The organism is Amycolatopsis echigonensis (genome assembly GCF_014174495.1).
In the GTDB taxonomy this organism is placed as follows: Bacteria; Actinomycetota; Actinomycetes; order Mycobacteriales; family Pseudonocardiaceae; genus Amycolatopsis; species Amycolatopsis echigonensis.
The window spans coordinates 1-16,063 of sequence record NZ_JACJHR010000002.1 but is presented as its reverse complement, the minus strand read 5'-3'; the positions used below and the strand labels follow the sequence as shown (position 1 = coordinate 16,063).

General features: G+C 69.9%; 19 protein-coding genes and 1 tRNA gene. 13 read left to right on the top strand and 7 right to left on the bottom strand.

Features of this window, described 5'->3' with window-relative positions:
- Nucleotide 1: 1 nt before the first annotated feature.
- Entirely contained in the window at nucleotides 2-955 is a 954-nt protein-coding gene (gene wzm, locus H5411_RS01610; RefSeq protein WP_183122752.1) for a galactan export ABC transporter permease subunit Wzm/RfbD, read from the bottom strand.
- Between the two features lie 156 nt (nucleotides 956-1,111).
- Here wzm and H5411_RS01605 point away from each other — a divergent pair, with 156 nt between their 5' ends.
- The 5 genes from H5411_RS01605 to H5411_RS01585 are packed head-to-tail and all read left to right on the top strand — an operon-like array spanning nucleotide 1,112 to nucleotide 4,197.
- Nucleotides 1,112-1,741 (top strand): hypothetical protein, encoded by a 630-nt coding sequence (locus H5411_RS01605; RefSeq protein WP_101436506.1) that lies wholly within the window; start codon nucleotides 1,112-1,114, stop codon nucleotides 1,739-1,741.
- Nucleotides 1,742-1,774: 33 nt separating this feature from the next.
- Nucleotides 1,775-2,218 carry a hypothetical protein gene (locus tag H5411_RS01600; protein WP_183122751.1) on the top strand — a complete coding sequence of 148 codons (444 nt, stop codon included), beginning with the start codon at nucleotides 1,775-1,777 and terminating at the stop codon, nucleotides 2,216-2,218.
- Nucleotides 2,215-2,676, top strand: coding sequence for a GNAT family N-acetyltransferase (locus tag H5411_RS01595; RefSeq protein ID WP_183122750.1), 462 nt, complete (start codon nucleotides 2,215-2,217; stop codon nucleotides 2,674-2,676). The genes H5411_RS01600 and H5411_RS01595 overlap by 4 nt, the downstream gene beginning before the upstream one ends.
- Before the next feature lie 23 nt (nucleotides 2,677-2,699).
- Nucleotides 2,700-3,749 (top strand): pseudaminic acid synthase, encoded by a 1,050-nt coding sequence (gene pseI, locus H5411_RS01590; protein WP_183122749.1) that lies wholly within the window; start codon nucleotides 2,700-2,702, stop codon nucleotides 3,747-3,749.
- Between the two features lie 10 nt (nucleotides 3,750-3,759).
- A complete protein-coding gene (locus H5411_RS01585) occupies nucleotides 3,760-4,197 on the top strand; it encodes a DUF4345 domain-containing protein (RefSeq protein WP_183122748.1) in 438 nt (145 codons plus the stop codon).
- Nucleotides 4,198-4,204: 7 nt separating this feature from the next.
- Here H5411_RS01585 and H5411_RS01580 read toward each other — a convergent pair whose 3' ends face one another.
- Together H5411_RS01580 and pseB are read right to left on the bottom strand one after the other, a co-directional pair.
- Nucleotides 4,205-5,374 (bottom strand): DegT/DnrJ/EryC1/StrS family aminotransferase, encoded by a 1,170-nt coding sequence (locus tag H5411_RS01580; protein WP_183122747.1) that lies wholly within the window; start codon nucleotides 5,372-5,374, stop codon nucleotides 4,205-4,207.
- The gene (gene pseB, locus H5411_RS01575; protein ID WP_101436500.1) at nucleotides 5,367-6,350 is read right to left on the bottom strand and encodes a UDP-N-acetylglucosamine 4,6-dehydratase (inverting); all 984 of its coding nucleotides are present in this window, start codon (nucleotides 6,348-6,350) and stop codon (nucleotides 5,367-5,369) included. Before pseB ends, H5411_RS01580 begins: the two co-directional genes overlap by 8 nt.
- Nucleotides 6,351-6,413: 63 nt before the next feature.
- Here pseB and H5411_RS01570 point away from each other — a divergent pair, with 63 nt between their 5' ends.
- From H5411_RS01570 to H5411_RS01560, 3 genes are read left to right on the top strand one after another with little or no spacing between them, the layout of a single operon-like run.
- Nucleotides 6,414-7,151, top strand: a complete 738-nt coding sequence (locus H5411_RS01570) for a cytidylyltransferase domain-containing protein (protein ID WP_183122746.1) — start codon at nucleotides 6,414-6,416, stop codon at nucleotides 7,149-7,151.
- Nucleotides 7,148-8,113, top strand: a complete 966-nt coding sequence (locus H5411_RS01565) for a spore coat protein (RefSeq protein WP_183122745.1) — start codon at nucleotides 7,148-7,150, stop codon at nucleotides 8,111-8,113. The genes H5411_RS01570 and H5411_RS01565 overlap by 4 nt, the downstream gene beginning before the upstream one ends.
- Nucleotides 8,114-8,156: 43 nt before the next feature.
- The gene (locus H5411_RS01560) at nucleotides 8,157-9,314 is read left to right on the top strand and encodes an epoxide hydrolase family protein (RefSeq protein WP_183122744.1); all 1,158 of its coding nucleotides are present in this window, start codon (nucleotides 8,157-8,159) and stop codon (nucleotides 9,312-9,314) included.
- Here the strand turns inward: H5411_RS01560 and H5411_RS01555 are convergent.
- A complete protein-coding gene (locus H5411_RS01555; protein ID WP_101436496.1) occupies nucleotides 9,311-9,889 on the bottom strand; it encodes a bacterial proteasome activator family protein in 579 nt (192 codons plus the stop codon). The genes H5411_RS01560 and H5411_RS01555 overlap by 4 nt on opposite strands.
- Nucleotides 9,890-9,989: 100 nt before the next feature.
- Here H5411_RS01555 and H5411_RS01550 point away from each other — a divergent pair, with 100 nt between their 5' ends.
- Nucleotides 9,990-11,189 carry a cysteine desulfurase-like protein gene (locus H5411_RS01550; RefSeq protein ID WP_101436495.1) on the top strand — a complete coding sequence of 400 codons (1,200 nt, stop codon included), beginning with the start codon at nucleotides 9,990-9,992 and terminating at the stop codon, nucleotides 11,187-11,189.
- Nucleotides 11,190-11,239: 50 nt separating this feature from the next.
- On the opposite strand, the gene H5411_RS01545 is transcribed toward H5411_RS01550, so the two are convergent.
- Nucleotides 11,240-12,220: an NAD(P)H-quinone oxidoreductase gene (locus H5411_RS01545; RefSeq protein WP_183122743.1), complete on the bottom strand. Its 981-nt coding sequence runs from the start codon at nucleotides 12,218-12,220 to the stop codon at nucleotides 11,240-11,242.
- A 20-nt stretch (nucleotides 12,221-12,240) separates the two neighbouring features.
- Nucleotides 12,241-13,173 carry a KPN_02809 family neutral zinc metallopeptidase gene (gene ypfJ, locus H5411_RS01540; protein ID WP_183122742.1) on the bottom strand — a complete coding sequence of 311 codons (933 nt, stop codon included), beginning with the start codon at nucleotides 13,171-13,173 and terminating at the stop codon, nucleotides 12,241-12,243.
- Nucleotides 13,174-13,686: 513 nt separating this feature from the next.
- On the opposite strand from ypfJ, the gene H5411_RS01535 reads away from it, so the two are divergent.
- The 3 genes from H5411_RS01535 (at nucleotide 13,687) to H5411_RS01525 (ending at nucleotide 14,581) form a co-directional block, all read left to right on the top strand.
- Entirely contained in the window at nucleotides 13,687-14,217 is a 531-nt protein-coding gene (locus H5411_RS01535) for a MarR family winged helix-turn-helix transcriptional regulator (protein WP_101436492.1), read from the top strand.
- A tRNA-Ser gene (locus tag H5411_RS01530) sits at nucleotides 14,181-14,265 on the top strand. Before H5411_RS01535 ends, H5411_RS01530 begins: the two co-directional genes overlap by 37 nt.
- 103 nt (nucleotides 14,266-14,368) lie before the next feature.
- Nucleotides 14,369-14,581, top strand: coding sequence for a KTSC domain-containing protein (locus H5411_RS01525; RefSeq protein ID WP_183122741.1), 213 nt, complete (start codon nucleotides 14,369-14,371; stop codon nucleotides 14,579-14,581).
- Between the two features lie 8 nt (nucleotides 14,582-14,589).
- On the opposite strand, the gene H5411_RS01520 is transcribed toward H5411_RS01525, so the two are convergent.
- Nucleotides 14,590-14,871, bottom strand: coding sequence for a DUF2277 domain-containing protein (locus H5411_RS01520; protein WP_183122740.1), 282 nt, complete (start codon nucleotides 14,869-14,871; stop codon nucleotides 14,590-14,592).
- A 92-nt stretch (nucleotides 14,872-14,963) separates the two neighbouring features.
- Here H5411_RS01520 and H5411_RS01515 point away from each other — a divergent pair, with 92 nt between their 5' ends.
- On the top strand, nucleotides 14,964-15,905 hold the full coding sequence (locus H5411_RS01515) for an Ldh family oxidoreductase (protein ID WP_183122739.1): 942 nt from the start codon (nucleotides 14,964-14,966) through the stop codon (nucleotides 15,903-15,905).
- The last annotated feature ends 158 nt before the right edge of the window (nucleotides 15,906-16,063 follow it).

Here is a 16,063-nt window from a genome sequence, read left to right as displayed (position 1 = left end):
GTCACACCCAATACGAGACGCGAGACCGGTAATTGCGCATGGCGACGAGCGCGAGCCCCCAGCCGACGACGGTGATCGTGCCGACCACGACCCAGCTGGTCCAGCTCACCGCCTGTCCGATGAGCGGCGACCGCACCACCTGCATGTAGTGGTAAAGCGGATTCAGCTTGATGATCGGCAGCGCCCACGACGCACCGTCGCGCGCCCCGCCGGACAGCAGCTGGTCGACCGGCCAGACGATCGGGGTGCCGTAGAACATCAGCTGGATCAGCGAGTTGATCAGCTGCGGGATGTCGCGGAACCGGGTCGAGATGATGCCGAGCAGCAGCGCGGCCCAGCCCGCGGTGAGCGCGAGCAGCATGAATCCCGGAATGGCGAGGAAAATGTTCCAGCTCAGGCCCGGGTGGCAGTACTTGTCCGGCGTGCACGCGCCGTCCTTCGAGCCCAGCGAGTACGGGGCGTCGAGCGCCGAGAAGAAGATGATCAGCAGCACGACGTAGACGATCATGTTGTGCGCCAGCAGCAGCGTCTGCCGCCAGATCGTGCGCAGCACGTACACGCTCAGCGGTGCGGGAACCTGTTTGATCAGCCCCTCGTTCGCGATGAACGTCTCCATGCCTTCGGTGAGGCAGCCCTGGATGAAGCCCCAGATGATGAAGCCGGTGGAGAGGTAGGGCAGGAACACCTCGATCGGCGTCCGGAACAGCTGCGAGTACAGCAGGCCGAGGCCGAGCGCGATGACGCCCTGGCTGATGGTGATCCAGAACGGCCCGATGATGGACCGACGGTAGCGCTGCTTGATGTCCTGCCAGCCGAGATGGGTCCAGAGCTCGCGGGCGGCGAAACCGGTCTTGATGTCGTCGATCGCACGCGCGAACGTCTTGCTGTCCGACGACGGTGGAGCCGGAGTCGAGACATCGGGTTCGGCTGCGTGAACCGTGCTGGTGGCATGCACGTGGACGAGGGTACCGATGGGACGCACCGGCCTCGGCTCGCCCCGGCCCGACCGGCTGGCGGCCGCTGAGCGGATACGGGCGATACGGACCCGGACGTTCCCGGTGTCCTGGTAGTTTCTTCCCCTATGACTGCTGCTCTTGGTGCGGCGAGCCTCATGGTCGACCTCCTTTCGGTGTACGCGGACCGGCCGGACCCGCGTTCGGTGGCCGTGGTCGGCAACCAGCCGCTGGAGCCGGACCCCGCCCGGGCCAAGGCGGTCGACGACTGTGACCTGGTCATTCGGGTCAACGGGTTCGTCATCGACGAACCGGACGGACCGGACATCACCGGACGCAAGGTGCACACGGTCGTCTTCAACCGGGCCGTGCGCGCCACCCGGCACGTGTTCAGCGACTACCGCTCCCGGCTGTACCTGCTGGTCGAGCCGGGCCGCCTGCACTGGGAGCCGGAGGCGCTGCCCGGCTGGTGGCCCTCGGATCTCGGGTTCGTCCCGGTGTCGAACCGCGACGTCGTGCTGCCCCTCTCGGACGCGCTCGGCCTGCCGACGCGCACCGAACCCACCTGGTCGACCACCGGTACGCTCGCGGCCTGGATCGCCCGCACCTCGTTCCCCGAGGCGCAGCTGGTGCTGACCGGGTTTTCGTTCATCGACAACCCGGAACAGACCTCGTGGGAACACGCGGCGGGCGACTCGTGCATCGTGGGGCCGGAGCACCAGATCGCCGCCGAGGGCAGGCTGCTGGAGTCGTGGACTCGCACCGGCACCACCACCTTGCTCCGCTGAAACCCGCTTGCACTCGTCGAAGGAACTTCCGTCATGCCCTTCACCAAGTTCAGAAACCTGTTCGGCTCCCGGATCGCCCGGCTCGTCGATTACCGCCTCGAAGAGCGCACGCGAGGTGTGCTCCAGGACTTCGAGACCCGGATCGACGAGCTTGAGCACTGCACAACCGACCACCGCCGCCGGCTCGCCGAGACCGACGAGAAGCTGGAGTCCGCGCTCGGCGACCTCCGCTGGATCCGCGGCGAGCTGGACCGGATGATCCCGCACGTCGCCGCGCAGGAGGAGCAGCTGGAAACGCTCCGGGAGAAGCTCGCGATGACTCCGCGCGCCAACGACGCCGAGGCTCTCGAAGCGCGTTCGCTGGTCGAGGAGATCCAGCGGCAGCACGCGCAGGTCCGCGTCCGGCTGGCCGGGATGGCCCGGTACGAGGAGCGGTTGAGCCGGCTCGAGGACGCGAAGTTCACCCCTGCGCAGTGACGTCCGTCATCGCCCGCGACGCGACCGAGGCCGACGCTGAACTGCTGCTGGCCTGGCGCAACGACCCGGCGACCCGCCAGGCGTCGCGGTCCACCGACGTGATCGATCCGGACAGCCACCGGCGCTGGCTGCGGGGGGTGCTCGCCGCGCCCGGCCGGATCCTGCTCGTGCTGGAGGAAGCCGGAAAACCGGTGGGCACGGTGCGGTTCGACGACGAGGGCGGCCGCGAGTGGGAGGTCAGCATCACGCTCGCGCCGGAAAGCCGCGGCCGCGGGCTGGCGCGACCGGTGCTCGACGCGGCGGAGCGGACGCTGGCGGCCCGGACGGACGCGGTGGCCGTGCTGGCCGCGGTGCACGAGGAGAACGCGGCGTCGGCGGCGTTGTTCGAGCGGGCTGGTTACCTGGAGGTCGCGCCCCCTGCCGACGGTTTCCGCCGGCTGCGCAAGACTCTGCACTGAACCCCACCGGAAGGACGCCACCCATGTCCGAAGTGCGCATCGGCAAGCACCTGGTCGGCCCGGCGCGGCCGCCGTTCGTGATCGCGGAGATGTCCGGCAACCACAACGGCGACCTGGACCGCGCGCTGGCCATCGTGGACGCGATCGCCGACGCCGGCGCGCACGCGGTGAAACTGCAGACCTACCGTCCGGACACGATCACCGTCGACGTCGACGGCCCGGCGTTCCGGATCGGCGACGGGCATTCCCTGTGGGGCGGGGAAAATCTGTACAAACTGTACGAAAAGGCGCATACGCCGTGGGAATGGCACGAACCGATCTTCGGTCGCGCCCGCGAACGCGGCCTGGAAGTGTTCTCCAGCCCCTTCGACCCGACCGCGGTGGAGCTGCTGGAATCGCTGGACGCGCCGGCGTACAAGATCGCCTCGTCGGAGATCGTCGACCTGCCGCTGATCGAACTGTGCGCCCGCACCGGCAAACCGCTGGTGATTTCGACCGGGATGGCGAACGTCGCGGAAATCGACGCGGCCGTGCGCACCGCTCGCTCGGTCGGCAATGACCAGCTGATCGTGCTCGGCTGCACGGCGAGCTACCCGGCGTCTCCGACGGAAAGCAACCTGCGCGGGTTGCCGTTGCTGGCCGGGCTGACCGGGACGCTGGTCGGGTTGTCCGACCACACGCCGGGGCTGGGCGCGCCGGTCGCCGCGGTCGCGCTGGGTGCGGTGGCGATCGAGAAACACGTGACGCTCGCTCGCAGCGACGGCGGCGTGGACTCGGAGTTTTCGCTGGAGCCAGCGGAGTTGGCCGCGTTGGTCACGGAGACCCATCGGGCGTGGGAAGCGCTCGGCGAGCCGGTGCTGGGCCCGCGCGAGAGCGAGAAGGAAGGGCTGCGGCTCCGGCGTTCGCTGTACGTGGTGGAGGACGTCAAGGCCGGGGATCCGGTGACGGAGCGGAACGTTCGCTCGATCCGCCCGGCCGGCGGGCTCGCCCCGGCGGAGATCGCGAACGTGCTGGGGCGGACGTTCCGGGTCGACGCCGCCAAGGGGACCGCATTGAGCTGGGATTTGATCTAGGCTCGGTCGCATGGCAGGCGAGAAGTCCCGCAAGGCGTTGCTGGCCACGCTCGGCGTCCTCGGGGCGATTCCGGTCGCCTCCGGGCTCACCGGAATCCTCGGCGGGCCGGAACGCGCCCCGGGCGGCGCCGCGACGACGCCGAGCGTCGACAGCGAGTACCGGTTCGTGAACACGTTCTGGACCGCGGCCGGGTTCGCGTTGTGGTGGTCGATCCGCCGCCCGGAGAAGCGTGCGGCGACGACCCGGCTGGTCTTGGGGACAGCGGCTGCGGGAGGACTGCCGCGGCTTCTCTCGGCGCGGCGGGCTGGGGCACCGCATCCGGTGTTCAGGGCGGCGACGGTGTTGGAGCTGGCTGTGGTGCCGGCTGTGCTGGTGTGGCACGCGAAGGTGGTTCGGGACGGTCAGCGCACGGAAGACCCGAGCGCAGACCTGCCAGCAGCCCTCTGATCGGCAGTCAGCTGCCGAAGAACCCGCGCACCCCGTCGATCACCCGGTCCACGTCGGAGTCCTTCAGCGACGGGAACAGCGGCAGCGAAAGCTCCTGCTCGTAATACGCCTCGGCATTCGGGCACAACCCTCGGCGGTAGCCGAGATCCTCGAACACCGGATGCCAGTAAGCCGGGATGTAGTTCACCTGCACCCCGATCCCCTGGCCGCGCAGGTGGTCGAACAGCGCACGCCGGCGGCCGTCCAGCACTCGCAGCGGGTACAGGTGCCACACCGGGTCCGCGCCTTCGCGGCGAGGCGGTGTCCGGACGCCGGGAACGTCCGCGAGCGCCGCGTTGTACCGCGCGTGGATCTCGGCGCGCCGCAGCTTGAATTCCGTCAGCCGCTTGAGCTGGCTGCTTCCCAGCGCGCACAGGACGTCCGGCAGCCGGTAGTTCAGGCCGAACTCGTGCACTTCCTGGTGCCACGCGCCCTCGTCCGGGTATCGCTGGTGCGACTTGTCCCGGACCAAGCCGTGGTTGCGGAACGCTTGTGCGCGCTGCAGCAACTCGTCGGAGCCGGAGACGACTGCGCCGCCCTCGGCGGTGGTCAGGTTTTTGGTGGGGAAGAAGGAAAATGTGGTCAGATCGGCGAGCGAGCCGACCGGGCGACCCTGCCAGGAACCGCCGACCGAGTGTGCCGCGTCTTCCAGCAGCAGGGCATCGGCGTCGTGCGCGAGCTTCGCCAGTGCGTCCAGTTCGGCGGGATGCCCGGCGTAGTCGACAGCGGCGACCACCTTGGTGCGGCTGGTGATCGCTGCCGCGGCCGCGTCGACGGACAGGTTGCCGGTGTCTGGCTCGACGTCGGCGAACACCACCTTCGCGCCGTGCAGTGCCGCGGTCGCCGCGGTGGCGACGAAGGTCATCGGCGACGCTACGACCTCGTCGCCCTCGCCGATTCCGGCCGCGGCGTACGCGACGTGCAAGGCCGCGGTGCCGGACGTGACGGCCACGGCGGGGGTGCCGCCGGTGTGTTCCGCCAGGTCTGCCTCGAACTTCGCGACCGCGGGACCCGTCGTGAGCCAATCGCCGCGCAGGACCGAGACGACGGCCTCGATGTCTTCTTCGCTGACGGACTGGCGGCCGTACGGCAGGAAGCCCGCCGACGGTCCCTCGGAGGCGGCGGGGGACTCAGGCATATTGCTCGACCAGTTCGCGGAGTTCGTCGGCCTCGAGCCAGAGGTCGTTGGTGTCCGAGCGGTACGCGAAGCCTTCGGGCACCTGCTCCCCGGCGGCGGGCGATTCGTAGCCCCAGCCTGCGAGGTGCGGCTGCACGACGTAGCGGTCGGTCAGCCGGAGAGTCCGTCGCGCGTCGTCCGGCGCGATCATCTCCTCGTGCAGTTTCTCGCCCGGTCGCACACCGACCTCGTGCATCGGCGAACCCGGCGCGATCGCCTGCGCGAGGTCGACCAGCCGCATGCTCGGAATCCGCGGCACGTACAGCTCGCCGCCGGACATCTGGTCGAACGAGTCGACCACGAACCGCACGGCCTGCGGGAGCGTGATCCAGAACCGGGTCATCTCCTTGTGCGTGATCGGCAGCGATTCGCCCTGCTCGGCGAGCTTGCGGAAGAACGGGATGACGCTGCCGCGCGAGCCCATCACGTTGCCGTAGCGCACCACGGAGAACCGCGTCGGATGCGCGGCCGCGTAGTGGTTGCCGCTGATGAACATCCGGTCCGCGCACAGCTTCGTCGCGCCGTAGAGGTTGATCGGGCTGGACGCCTTGTCGGTCGACAGCGCGACGACCTTCTTCACGCCGGTGTCGATCGCCGCCTCGATCACGTTCTGCGAGCCCGTGACATTGGTCTGGACGAACTCGAACGGGTTGTACTCGCCGGTGTCGACCTGTTTGAGCGCCGCGGCGTGCACCACGTAGTCGACGCCGTGCATGGCGCGCTCGAGGCGGCGGCGGTCGCGCACGTCGCCGATGAACCAGCGCAGCCGCGGGTCGTCGTTGAACAGCTGCCGGGCTTCGTACTGCTTCAGCTCGTCGCGGGAAAGCACCACCAGCCGGCTGGGGTTGAGCTCGGCCAGCGCGTAGGCGATGAACGCCTTGCCGAAGGAGCCGGTCCCGCCGGTGAGCAGGATGCTGGAACCATCCAGCTCGGACATCGATGACCTCCGCGATCGGGGTTCGTGGATCGGCGCGGGGCGCCGCAGGCCATCATGTCACCCATGCGTGCAGGCCCTGGCGTCAACGCCGTGATACAGGCCCGGTCGTCGTCCACCCGGCTGCCGGGGAAGGTGCTGCGGCCGCTCGCCGGGCGGAGCGTGCTGGGCTGGGTCGTGCGAGCCGCGGCGGCCGCCCCCGGTGTGGCCAAGGTAGTGGTCGCGACCTCGGACGACGCGTCCGACGACGCTGTCGCCGCCGAGGCGGAACAGTGCGGCGCGCACGTCGTCCGGGGGCCGCTGGACGACGTCGTGGCCCGGTTCGGGCTCGCGCTGTCGGAGCACCCGGCGGACGCAGTGATCCGTCTCACGGCGGACTGCCCGCTGCTCGATCCCGCCCTGATCGGCCGGCTGGTCGCGGTGTGGCGGGCCGAACCGGCGCTGGACTACGTCTCGACCACGCTCGTCCGCACCCTGCCGCGGGGTTTCGACGCGGAGCTGGTGCGCGCGCCGGTCCTGGCCGAACAGGTGGCGACCGCGACCGGGGCGGACCGCGAGCACGTGACGTCGGCGATCTACCGGCAGCCCGACCGGTACTCGTGCACCGGCATCGTGGTCAGCCCGGCGGCCGACGACCTGCGCGTCACCTTGGACACCCCGGAGGACTGGGAGCTGATCTCGGCTCTCGTGGCTGAGCTCGGCGACGTGCCGGGTTCGTGGCGTTCGGTGGTGTCGCTGCTGCGGTCGCGGCCGGATTTGGCGGCGGTGAACGCACACGTCGAGCAGAAGAAGGTCGGCCAGTGAAGCTGCTGCTCCGCGCGGACGCTTCGCCGGACATCGGGGCCGGGCACATCTCCCGGGCGGTCGCCTACGCCGAGCGCGCGGTCGCGCGGGGCTGGGACGTGCACTTCGCCGGCTCCACGACTAACGCGGAGTGGCTGGCGGCGCGGTTCGACGAGCTGTCGGTACCGCGTTTGCCGGTTTCTTCCTTGGCTGACTTGGCTTCCGGCTTCGATGCCGTGCTCGTGGACCACTACGGGATCGGCGACGTCCGCGCCGAGGTCAACGCCGCTGGTGCTCGTTTGGTGTCCATTGAGGACGATGTGTTCGGTCGTCGTCCGGCAGATGTGGTGGTGGATTCGGGGTTTGCGCCGGGCCCGCGTCCCGAGGATGGTTCGGGCGTGCTGTTGCGCGGGGTGGAGTACACGCCGCTTCGAGACGTCGTGCTGCGCGCGCGTTCTCGCCGGAGCACCTCGTCGCCGCCGCAGGTGACTGTGGTTTTGGGCGGCGGTGCCGAGTGGGCTTCGACGGTTTCTCTGTTGCTCCAAGCGCTTGCCGAAACGGGATTGCCGTTCACGGCGGACGCTGTGGTTCGCGGCACGCCGACGTTGCCGTCCACTGTGGAGGGACAGACGATCCGGGTAGCCGCGCCGCATGCCGGATTGCTGGACCTGCTCGCCGGGACGGACATCGCGATCAGCGCGTCCGGGGTGACGTTCCTGGAGCTGTGCTGCCTCGGGGTGCCGACGGCCGCGGTGCAACTGGTGGACAACCAAGCGGCCGGGTACCGGGCGGCGCTGGAACGAGGTCTGGCGTGCGGTTTGGGTCCGGCGGACACCTTGGGCGCACGGCTGCCGGAAGCGACGGAGACGTTGCGGCAGCTGCTGTCGGACGCTTCACTGCGGTCACGGCTTTCGGCAGCTGGCCAGTCTGCTGTGGACGGTCGGGGAGTGGACCGGGTGCTGGACGTTCTGTCCGGGTTCTGATCGAGGACCGGAACAGTCCGCAATCCTTCCTACTGTCCTCCGCATGACCGAGACCCCGTTCCGGATCGACATCCCCGAGTCCGCCCTCACCGACCTCAACCGTCGCCTGGCGGACACCCGCTGGCCCGACCCCTTCCCCGACCCGGGCTGGGACCTTGGCATCCCCGTCGAAGCCGTCCAGGACCTCGTCGAGTACTGGCGGCTCGGCTTCGACTGGCGGGCACAGGAAGAACGCCTCAACGGCTTTCCCCAGTTCACCACCACCATCGACGGCGCGAACATCCACTTCCTGCACCTCGAATCCCCCGAACCGAACGCCCTCCCGCTCCTGCTCACCCACGGCTGGCCCGGTTCGATCGTCGAATTCCTCGACCTCGTCGGCCCCCTCGCCGACCCCCGCGCCTACGGCGGCGACCCGGACGTGGCGTTCCACGTCGTCGTTCCCTCGGTGCCCGGGTTCGGCTTTTCCGGGCCGACCCCCGACCGCGGCTGGGGTCCGGCTCGGACGGCGCGCGCCTGGGCCGAGTTGATGACCCGCCTCGGGTACGCGGAATTCGGCACGCACGGCGGTGACTGGGGCGCGTTGATCTCCCGCGAACTCGGAGTCCAATTCCCGGAGCGGATCATCGGGGCGCACGTGACGATGCTTCCGTCCGCGGTGGCGCGCGAAGAGGCGGACCTCGACGGACTCCGCGGCGCAGAGCTGGCGAAGGGGCAGCGGTCACTGGCGAAGGCGCGGGCCTTCCAGCAGAACGGCGTCGGCTACGCGATGATCCAGTCCACCAAGCCGCAAACGCTTGCGTACGGGCTCACCGACTCCCCGGCCGGCCAGCTGGCCTGGATCGCCGAGAAGTTCCGGGCGTTTTCGAACACCGACCACGACCTGATCGACCGGGACGACCTGCTCGCCAACGTGTCGATCTACTGGTTCACCCGCACCGCCGCGTCGTCCGGGCGGATCTACGCCGATCAGGACGTCCAGTGGGGCGCGCCGCTGGCGACGTCGACCGTGCCGACGGCTGTCGCGGTGTTTCCGGACGACATCGGGCTTCCGCTCCGGCACCTGGCCGAGCGCGCCGACCGGATCGTGCGGTGGACGGAACTCCCGCGCGGCGGGCACTTCCCGGCGCTCGAAGAACCCGATCTGCTGATCGGCGATCTTCGAGCGTTCTTCTCCGCGGAAACCCAGGGGAAAAGCTAGAGGTACTGCCCGGTTCCGGTGATGCCGTGCCCGTGCCCCTCGCCCGGGTGCGCACCGGAGCCGGACGATCCCGCGGGAAGGCCGCGGCGCATCTGCTCCAGCTGCACCCGCGCCGCCATCTGCTGCGCGAACAGCGCGGTCTGGATGCCGTGGAACAAGCCCTCCAGCCAGCCGACCAGCTGGGCCTGCGCGATCCGCAGCTCGGCGTCCGAGGGCGTCTCGTCCTCGGTGAACGGCCGCACGAGGCGCTCCAGTTCCTCGCGCAGCTCCGGCGCGAGCGCCTCCTCCAGTTCGCGCACCGACGTCTGGTGGATCTCGCGGACCCGGTTGCGGCTGGCGTCGTCCAGCGGTGCGGCGCGGACCTCCTCCAGCAGCTGCTTGATCATGGTCCCGATGCGCATCACCTTGGCCGGTTCCTCGACCAGGTCGCCGACGGACTCGTTCTCCTCGCCCTCGGGTGCCGCCTGCGCGGTGCCGACCGGGACCCCGTCCGGCCCGACGACGACCACGCGCGGCGCGTCCGCGTCCCTGGCTGCGCCCGTTCCCCCGAAGTTCGGCTCGCTCATATGCTCCATCCCCGTCGGTTAGCGGTCCTGACCCGAGCCTAGCGGCCGTTCGGGCAGTTCTGCCCAACCCCGCGGCAACCGCGAAACCGCACGTCCGTACGGTGTCCCCATGGCGTTTGACGTCGCTCGTATCCGTGGGCTCTTCCCCGCGCTTGGCGACGGCTGGATTCACTTCGACGGCGCCGCCGGAATGCTCGTGCCCGAACAGGTCGCTTCGGCCGTTTCGACAGCTATGCGGGCACCGGTGTCCGGGCCGGGCGGGGCGTTTCCGGCCTCCCAGCGGGCGGAAAGCATCGTCACCGCGGCCCGCCGGGCCGTGGCTGATCTGGTCGGGGCGGACCCGGCTGCCGTCGTGCTCGGTCCGAGCGCGCCGGTCCTGTTGCGCCGCCTCGTCGACGCGCTCGCCGAGCGCTGGACGATCGGCGACGAGATCGTCGTCTCCCGGCTCGACGAAGAGGCCAACATCGCGCCGTGGCGGCGGGCCGCGAAACGCGTCGGCGCGGTCGTGCGGTGGAGCGAAATCGACATCGAGACCTGCGAGCTGCCCGCGTGGCAGTACGAGAACCTCGTGTCCGCGCGGACGAAAGCGGTGTCGGTGACGCTGGCGTCCGGGTCCGTCGGGACCCGGCCGGACGTGCCGACGGTGATCGAATTCGCCAAACGCGTCGGCGCGCTGGTCGTGGTCGACGCGACGTACGCGGCCCCGTTCGTGCCGCTTGACCTGCAAGAACTCGGTGCCGACGTCATGGTCGTCTCCGCTCCCTCGTGGGGCGGGCCTGCCGTCGGCGCGCTGGTGTTCCGCGATCCGGAGCTGCTCGAGCGCGTCTCGTCGGTGTCGCTCGACCCGGCCGCGACCGGTCCCGCGCGGCTCGAACTCGGGCCGCACGCGTACCCGCTGCTGGCCGGTGTCGTCGCGTCCATCGACTACCTCGCCGGCCTCGACGACGCCGCGACCGGCTCCCGCCGCGAACGCCTGGTGACGTCGCTCGGCTCGGCCAAGTCGTACCACGCGGGCCTGCTCGCGCAGCTGTCCACGGAACTGCGCTCGCTGCGGCACGTGATGGTGATCGGCGACGCGATGCGCCGGATCCCCGCGCTCGCGTTCGCGGTGGCCGGCACGAAAGCGTCCCAGGTCGCCGAATACCTGGCGTCGCAAGGCTTGTGCGCGTTCGCCGACGACGGCACCAGCGGCGTGTTCGCGTCGCTGGGCGTCGGCGAGGTCGGCGGAGCGGTGCGGATCGGGCTCGCGCACTACTCCAACGTGTTCGAGATCAACCAGCTGGTGCGGGTGCTGGAAGAACTGCGCTGACCCTGGTGCGTGGTGGTCCCGAGGAGAACCGGGATCACCACGCACGAGCGTCAGGACTTCGCGGCCAGCAGGACCTTCCCGAAGATGCTGCCCTCCTCGAGCATCCGGTGCGCGGACGCCGCCTCGGCCATCGGCACCACGTGGCCGACGATCGGCCGCACCGAACCTTGTTCCACCAGCGGCCACAACCGATTCCGGACATCCGCGACGATCGCCGCTTTCTGGTCCAGCGGGCGGAATCGCAGCCCGGCCGCGAACACGCTCGCGCGTTTGCCCAGCAGCTTGCCGATGTTCAGCTCGCCCTTGACCCCGCCCTGCATGCCGATGATGACGAGCCGGCCGTCGGCGGCGAGCGCGTCGACGTTGCGGTCCAGGTACTTCGCGCCCATGTTGTCGAGGATGACGTCGGCGCCGCTCTTCGTCTCCGCGCGCAGCACCTCGACGAAGTCCTGCTCCTTGTAGTTGATCGTGATGTCCGCGCCGAGCTGGCGGCAGCGGTCGAGCCGGTCGGCCGAACCCGCGGTGACCGCGACGGTCGCGCCGAGCGCTTTGCCCACCTGGATCGCGTGCGTGCCGATGCCGCCCGCGCCGCCGTGCACGAGCAGGACCTGGCCTTCGCTGAGACCGGCGTGCATCACGACGTTCGCCCACACCGTGCAGGCCACCTCGGGCAGCCCCGCCGCGGCGACAGTCTCGATTTCGCCGGGCACCGGCAGCAACTGTCCGGCCGGGACCGCGACGCGCTCGGCGTATCCGCCGCCGGCGAGCAGCGCGCACACCTCGTCGCCGACCTGCCAGCCCTCGACGCCCTCGCCGAGTTCGGCGATCGTGCCGGAGCATTCCAGGCCGAGGATGTCGCTCGCCCCGGGCGGCGGCGGGTAGTTGCCCTGGCGTTGCAGCAGGTCGGCGCGGTTGACCGCGCTGGCCGTGACGTCCAGCAGTACCTCGCCGGGCCCCGGTTCCGGATCGGGGACCTCGGTCCATTCGAGCACGTCAGGGGCACCGGGTTCGCGGATCGTGATCGCGTGCATGCGCCCGACTGTATCCCGGGTCAGCCGAGATCGTTGGTGCTGAAGGTGTTGCAGCGCGCGGGCTGTCCGGTCTGGAAGCCGGTGGTGAACCACTTCTCGCGCTGAGCCGAGGTTCCGTGCGTGAAGCTCGACTTGTCGACGTGGCCGTTGCCCAGGTTCTTCTGGATGTAGTCGTCGCCGATCCGGGACGCGGTGTCCAGCGCGCGCGAGATGTCGTCCTTCGTGACGTCCTGGACCAGCGGTTTCCCGGAGCTGGTCGGGGTCGTGCTGGCGTGGTTGGCCCAGACGCCCGCGTAGCAGTCGGCCTGCAGTTCCAGTCGGACCGAACCGGAGGTCGGGCCGGTGCCGGTGCCGCGCTTGGACGTTCCGGTGAGGTTCTGCACGTGGTGGCCGTATTCGTGGGCCAGCACGTACGCCTCGGTGAACAGCCCGCCCTGTGCGCCGAAGCGGGTCTTCAGCTCGTTGAAGAACGTGAGGTCGATGTACACGTACGAGTCGGCCGGGCAGTAGAACGGCCCGGTGTCCGACGTCGCGCTGCCGCAGCCGGTGCGCACGCCGCCGCTGAAGAAGCGGGTGGTCGCCTTGCGGTAGGTCTGGCCGGAACGGGAGAACTCCTGCGTCCAGTAGTCCTGGATGGAGTTGACGATCGCGACGACCGCGCAGTCGTGGTCGCGGTTCGCGTCGGCGCCGGTGCGGCACTTCTTCGCGAGCGTGCCCGCGTCCAGCTGCTGCCCGGCGTGGACGTCGCTGAGCCCTAGTCCGCCCGCCGCGGGCGAGGTTCCGGTGCTGGGAACGCCGCCGAACTGGGAGATCAGGAAGTAGATGACCAGGCCGACGATGCCGAGTCCACCGCCGCCGATGGCCACCCGGCCGCCGATGCCGCCGCCTCCGCCGCTGCCGCGCATGTCCTGGACTTCGGAGGAATCCAGACCCGCGTTGTCGTCGAATCGCACGCGGAAAGGGTAGCCGCACACCCCGGAACGCGGCTGGGTGCGGCCCCTGCGCTGGGGGCCGCACCCAGGTACTACCGAGGTTTCGTTGAGAGCGGTTGGCCACCGGCCGGGCTGGCGTCCGGCGCTGCCTTCGCGGTGCCGAGGCCGCGAAGTGAAGCAGCGGCATAACGACGCCGGGTGCGCGTGGCCGATGCCGAGCGCACGGGGTGCTCGTGCTGTTCGCAATCGCGACCGAACCGGAACGGGGCCGTGCCGGTCGCGGGGACACAGCGGGCGGTCAACCGCGGGAACTACCTGCCATGCCACCACCTGGCCCTTCCCGGGGGGAAACGCGGCCCGGCGTGCCCTTCGGCGCGCTCCGGAGATCCTCGTCGTCCCTCCGCTGCCCCCGAGGATGCGCTTCTTCGCGCCGAGTCTCAACCTTTTCGTAACCCTCCATTGGGGGAAGTTCGACCGAGAATTTCACGCCGGGCCGAAACGGAGCCGCGAAACCGGCCTTCTACGCTTCCGGACATGAGCGATGACCAGGACGTGCGCTGGCTCGACCCGGACGAGCAGCACGCCTGGCGGGCCTACATCGTCGCGTCCCTGCGGCTGCGCCAGCGGCTGCATCGCGAACTGACCGAAAGCCACGGCATCTCGCTCGCGGACTACGAGGTCCTGGTGTGCCTGAACATGGCCCCGGACCGGTGCACCCGGATGACGGAACTGGCGGGGCAGCTGGGCTCGACGAAGAGCAGGCTGTCGCACCAGATAGGCAAACTGGAGGACGCGGGGCTGGTCGCGCGCCGCCCGGATCCGGAAGACAAACGCGGCGTGCTCACCCAGCTGACCGACGCTGGCCAGCGCGTACTGGACGAAGCCGCCCCGACGCACGTGCGCGGCGCCCGCGAGCACCTGATCGACCTGCTGACGCCGGACGAGCAGACCGCGGTGGCCACGGCGTTCACCCGGGTCCTCGAACACCTGGACGACGTCGAAGGACGGCGCGATACCCTGACCCAGAAGGAAGCGTGGCAGAGCGGCCGAATGCAGACGCCTTGAAAGCGTCCGTAGGGAAACCTACCGGGGGTTCAAATCCCTCCGCTTCCGCTTGGCGCCTCGAGCGTCCGGCCCCGGATTCCGCGCCTCGCGCGGGAGACCGGGGCCGTTTTCTTCAGCTGTCCCCCTTCTCGCGGGTACCCTGGCTGGTGCTGTGCGCCGGGTTCCCGTGGAGTCTTCCGTCATTCGCGACGTCGGCTACGACGCCGCGAAGTCGGTGCTGGAGGTCGGGTTCCACAACGGCACCGTCTACCGCTACCACCTCGTGCCCGCGCGGGTGCATCGCGAGCTGATGGCCGCGGAGAGTCCCGGGCGCTACCTCAACCAGGAGATCAAGCCGAGGTTCCCGGGGCAGGCCGTGGAGTGATTGCCGCGTCAGGCTTTCTTGGCTTCGCGCTGGGCGATTCGCGCCAGGACTTCCGGGCGGCGCAGCGGCGGCACGGTCGCCGGCGGCTGACGGCGCTGCGGGAGTTCTTCCAGCAGCCGCGCGGTGATCTGGGCGATTTCGGCGACCGCCGCCTCGAACGGTTCGCGTGTCGCGTCCGAAAGAGACTGCACCCCGGTCACTTTGCGCACGTACTGGCGCGCCGCGGCTTCGATCTCGTCCGTGGTGGCGGCGGGCTGCAGGCCGCGGAGCGTCGTGATGTTTCGGCACATGCGGTTCAGGGTACGTCTCTGCGGCTGACTGCATCACACTCTAGGGCCAACCTCGTTGACGGGGTCCGAGACCGCCCGGCAACCTTGATGAAGTGCCCCTCAGACCGCGATCTCCCCGGCTCAGCCGCCCCGTTCCGGAAGTTCCCGCCGACACCCCGATTCCCGAGCAGGCCTGGCACCGCGTTGCCGTCGACGAACTGGTCACGCTCGTCTCCGTTGTCCTGATGGCACAAGGCTTTCCCGAAGAACGCGCCCGTCCGGCCGCGGAGGCGTTGTGCCACGGCGATCTCACCGGCGCACCCGAAACGGGCGTCGGCGAACTGACCCGCGTGCATCTGCCCGCGATCGAAAGCGGATTGGTCAGTCCCGGTGCCCAGCCGTTGCTGATCGCGGACCGCGGAGCCGCGGCGCTCATCGATTACCGGCGTGCGTCGGGGCTGTGGGCGGTCGGCGACGCGATGGACCGCGCGGTGCAACGGGCGGGCCGGTTCGGCGTCGGGCTGCTGTCGCTGCGCGGGGTCGGGCCGTTCGGCCGCGTCGGACACCACGCGGCGCGGGCGTTGCCGCACGGGATGATCGGGATCGTGATGGCCGCGGGCGGGTATGCCGACCAGCCGGTGCATCCGCTCGGGATGGCCGCGCCCGCGGGGGCGTATCCGGAGTTCGTGTTCGATATCGATCTTGCGGACGCGGCTCGCAATCCGCAGTTCGCGGGGTTCGCGTTGATGGTGGACGTGCTGGCCGGGGTGTTGTCCGGGGTGGCCGATCATGAGCACGACACTGGGTTGCTGGTGTTGGCGATCGCTCCTACGACGTTGCGCAGTGCGGACGGGTTTTACCGGGCGGCCAGTGCGGTGTTCGGGAGCATGCTCGGGTGGGAGGGCGGGACGCCGGTCCGCTATCCCGGGTGGCGGGAGGCGCAGTATCTCGAGCAGTGCCGGGCGTTGGGGGTTCCGCTGCAGGCCGCGGTGCGGCGGCAGTTGGATTCGTTGGCGTTGAAGTTGGGGAGGGCGCCGTTGACGACTGTGGGGTGAGGGGGCTGGGTCGTTCGGCTCGTCGCCTGGCGGCGACATTGCAGGTGGGTGTGTGCGTGGGGCACCCCGAAGCCTGAGTGTGCTGACGGTTCGGGGGGGCTTGTCAAGGCGGGGAAAATGCCTTGGCAAGCACCCCCCGACAGGTCGGAGAAGCGGCG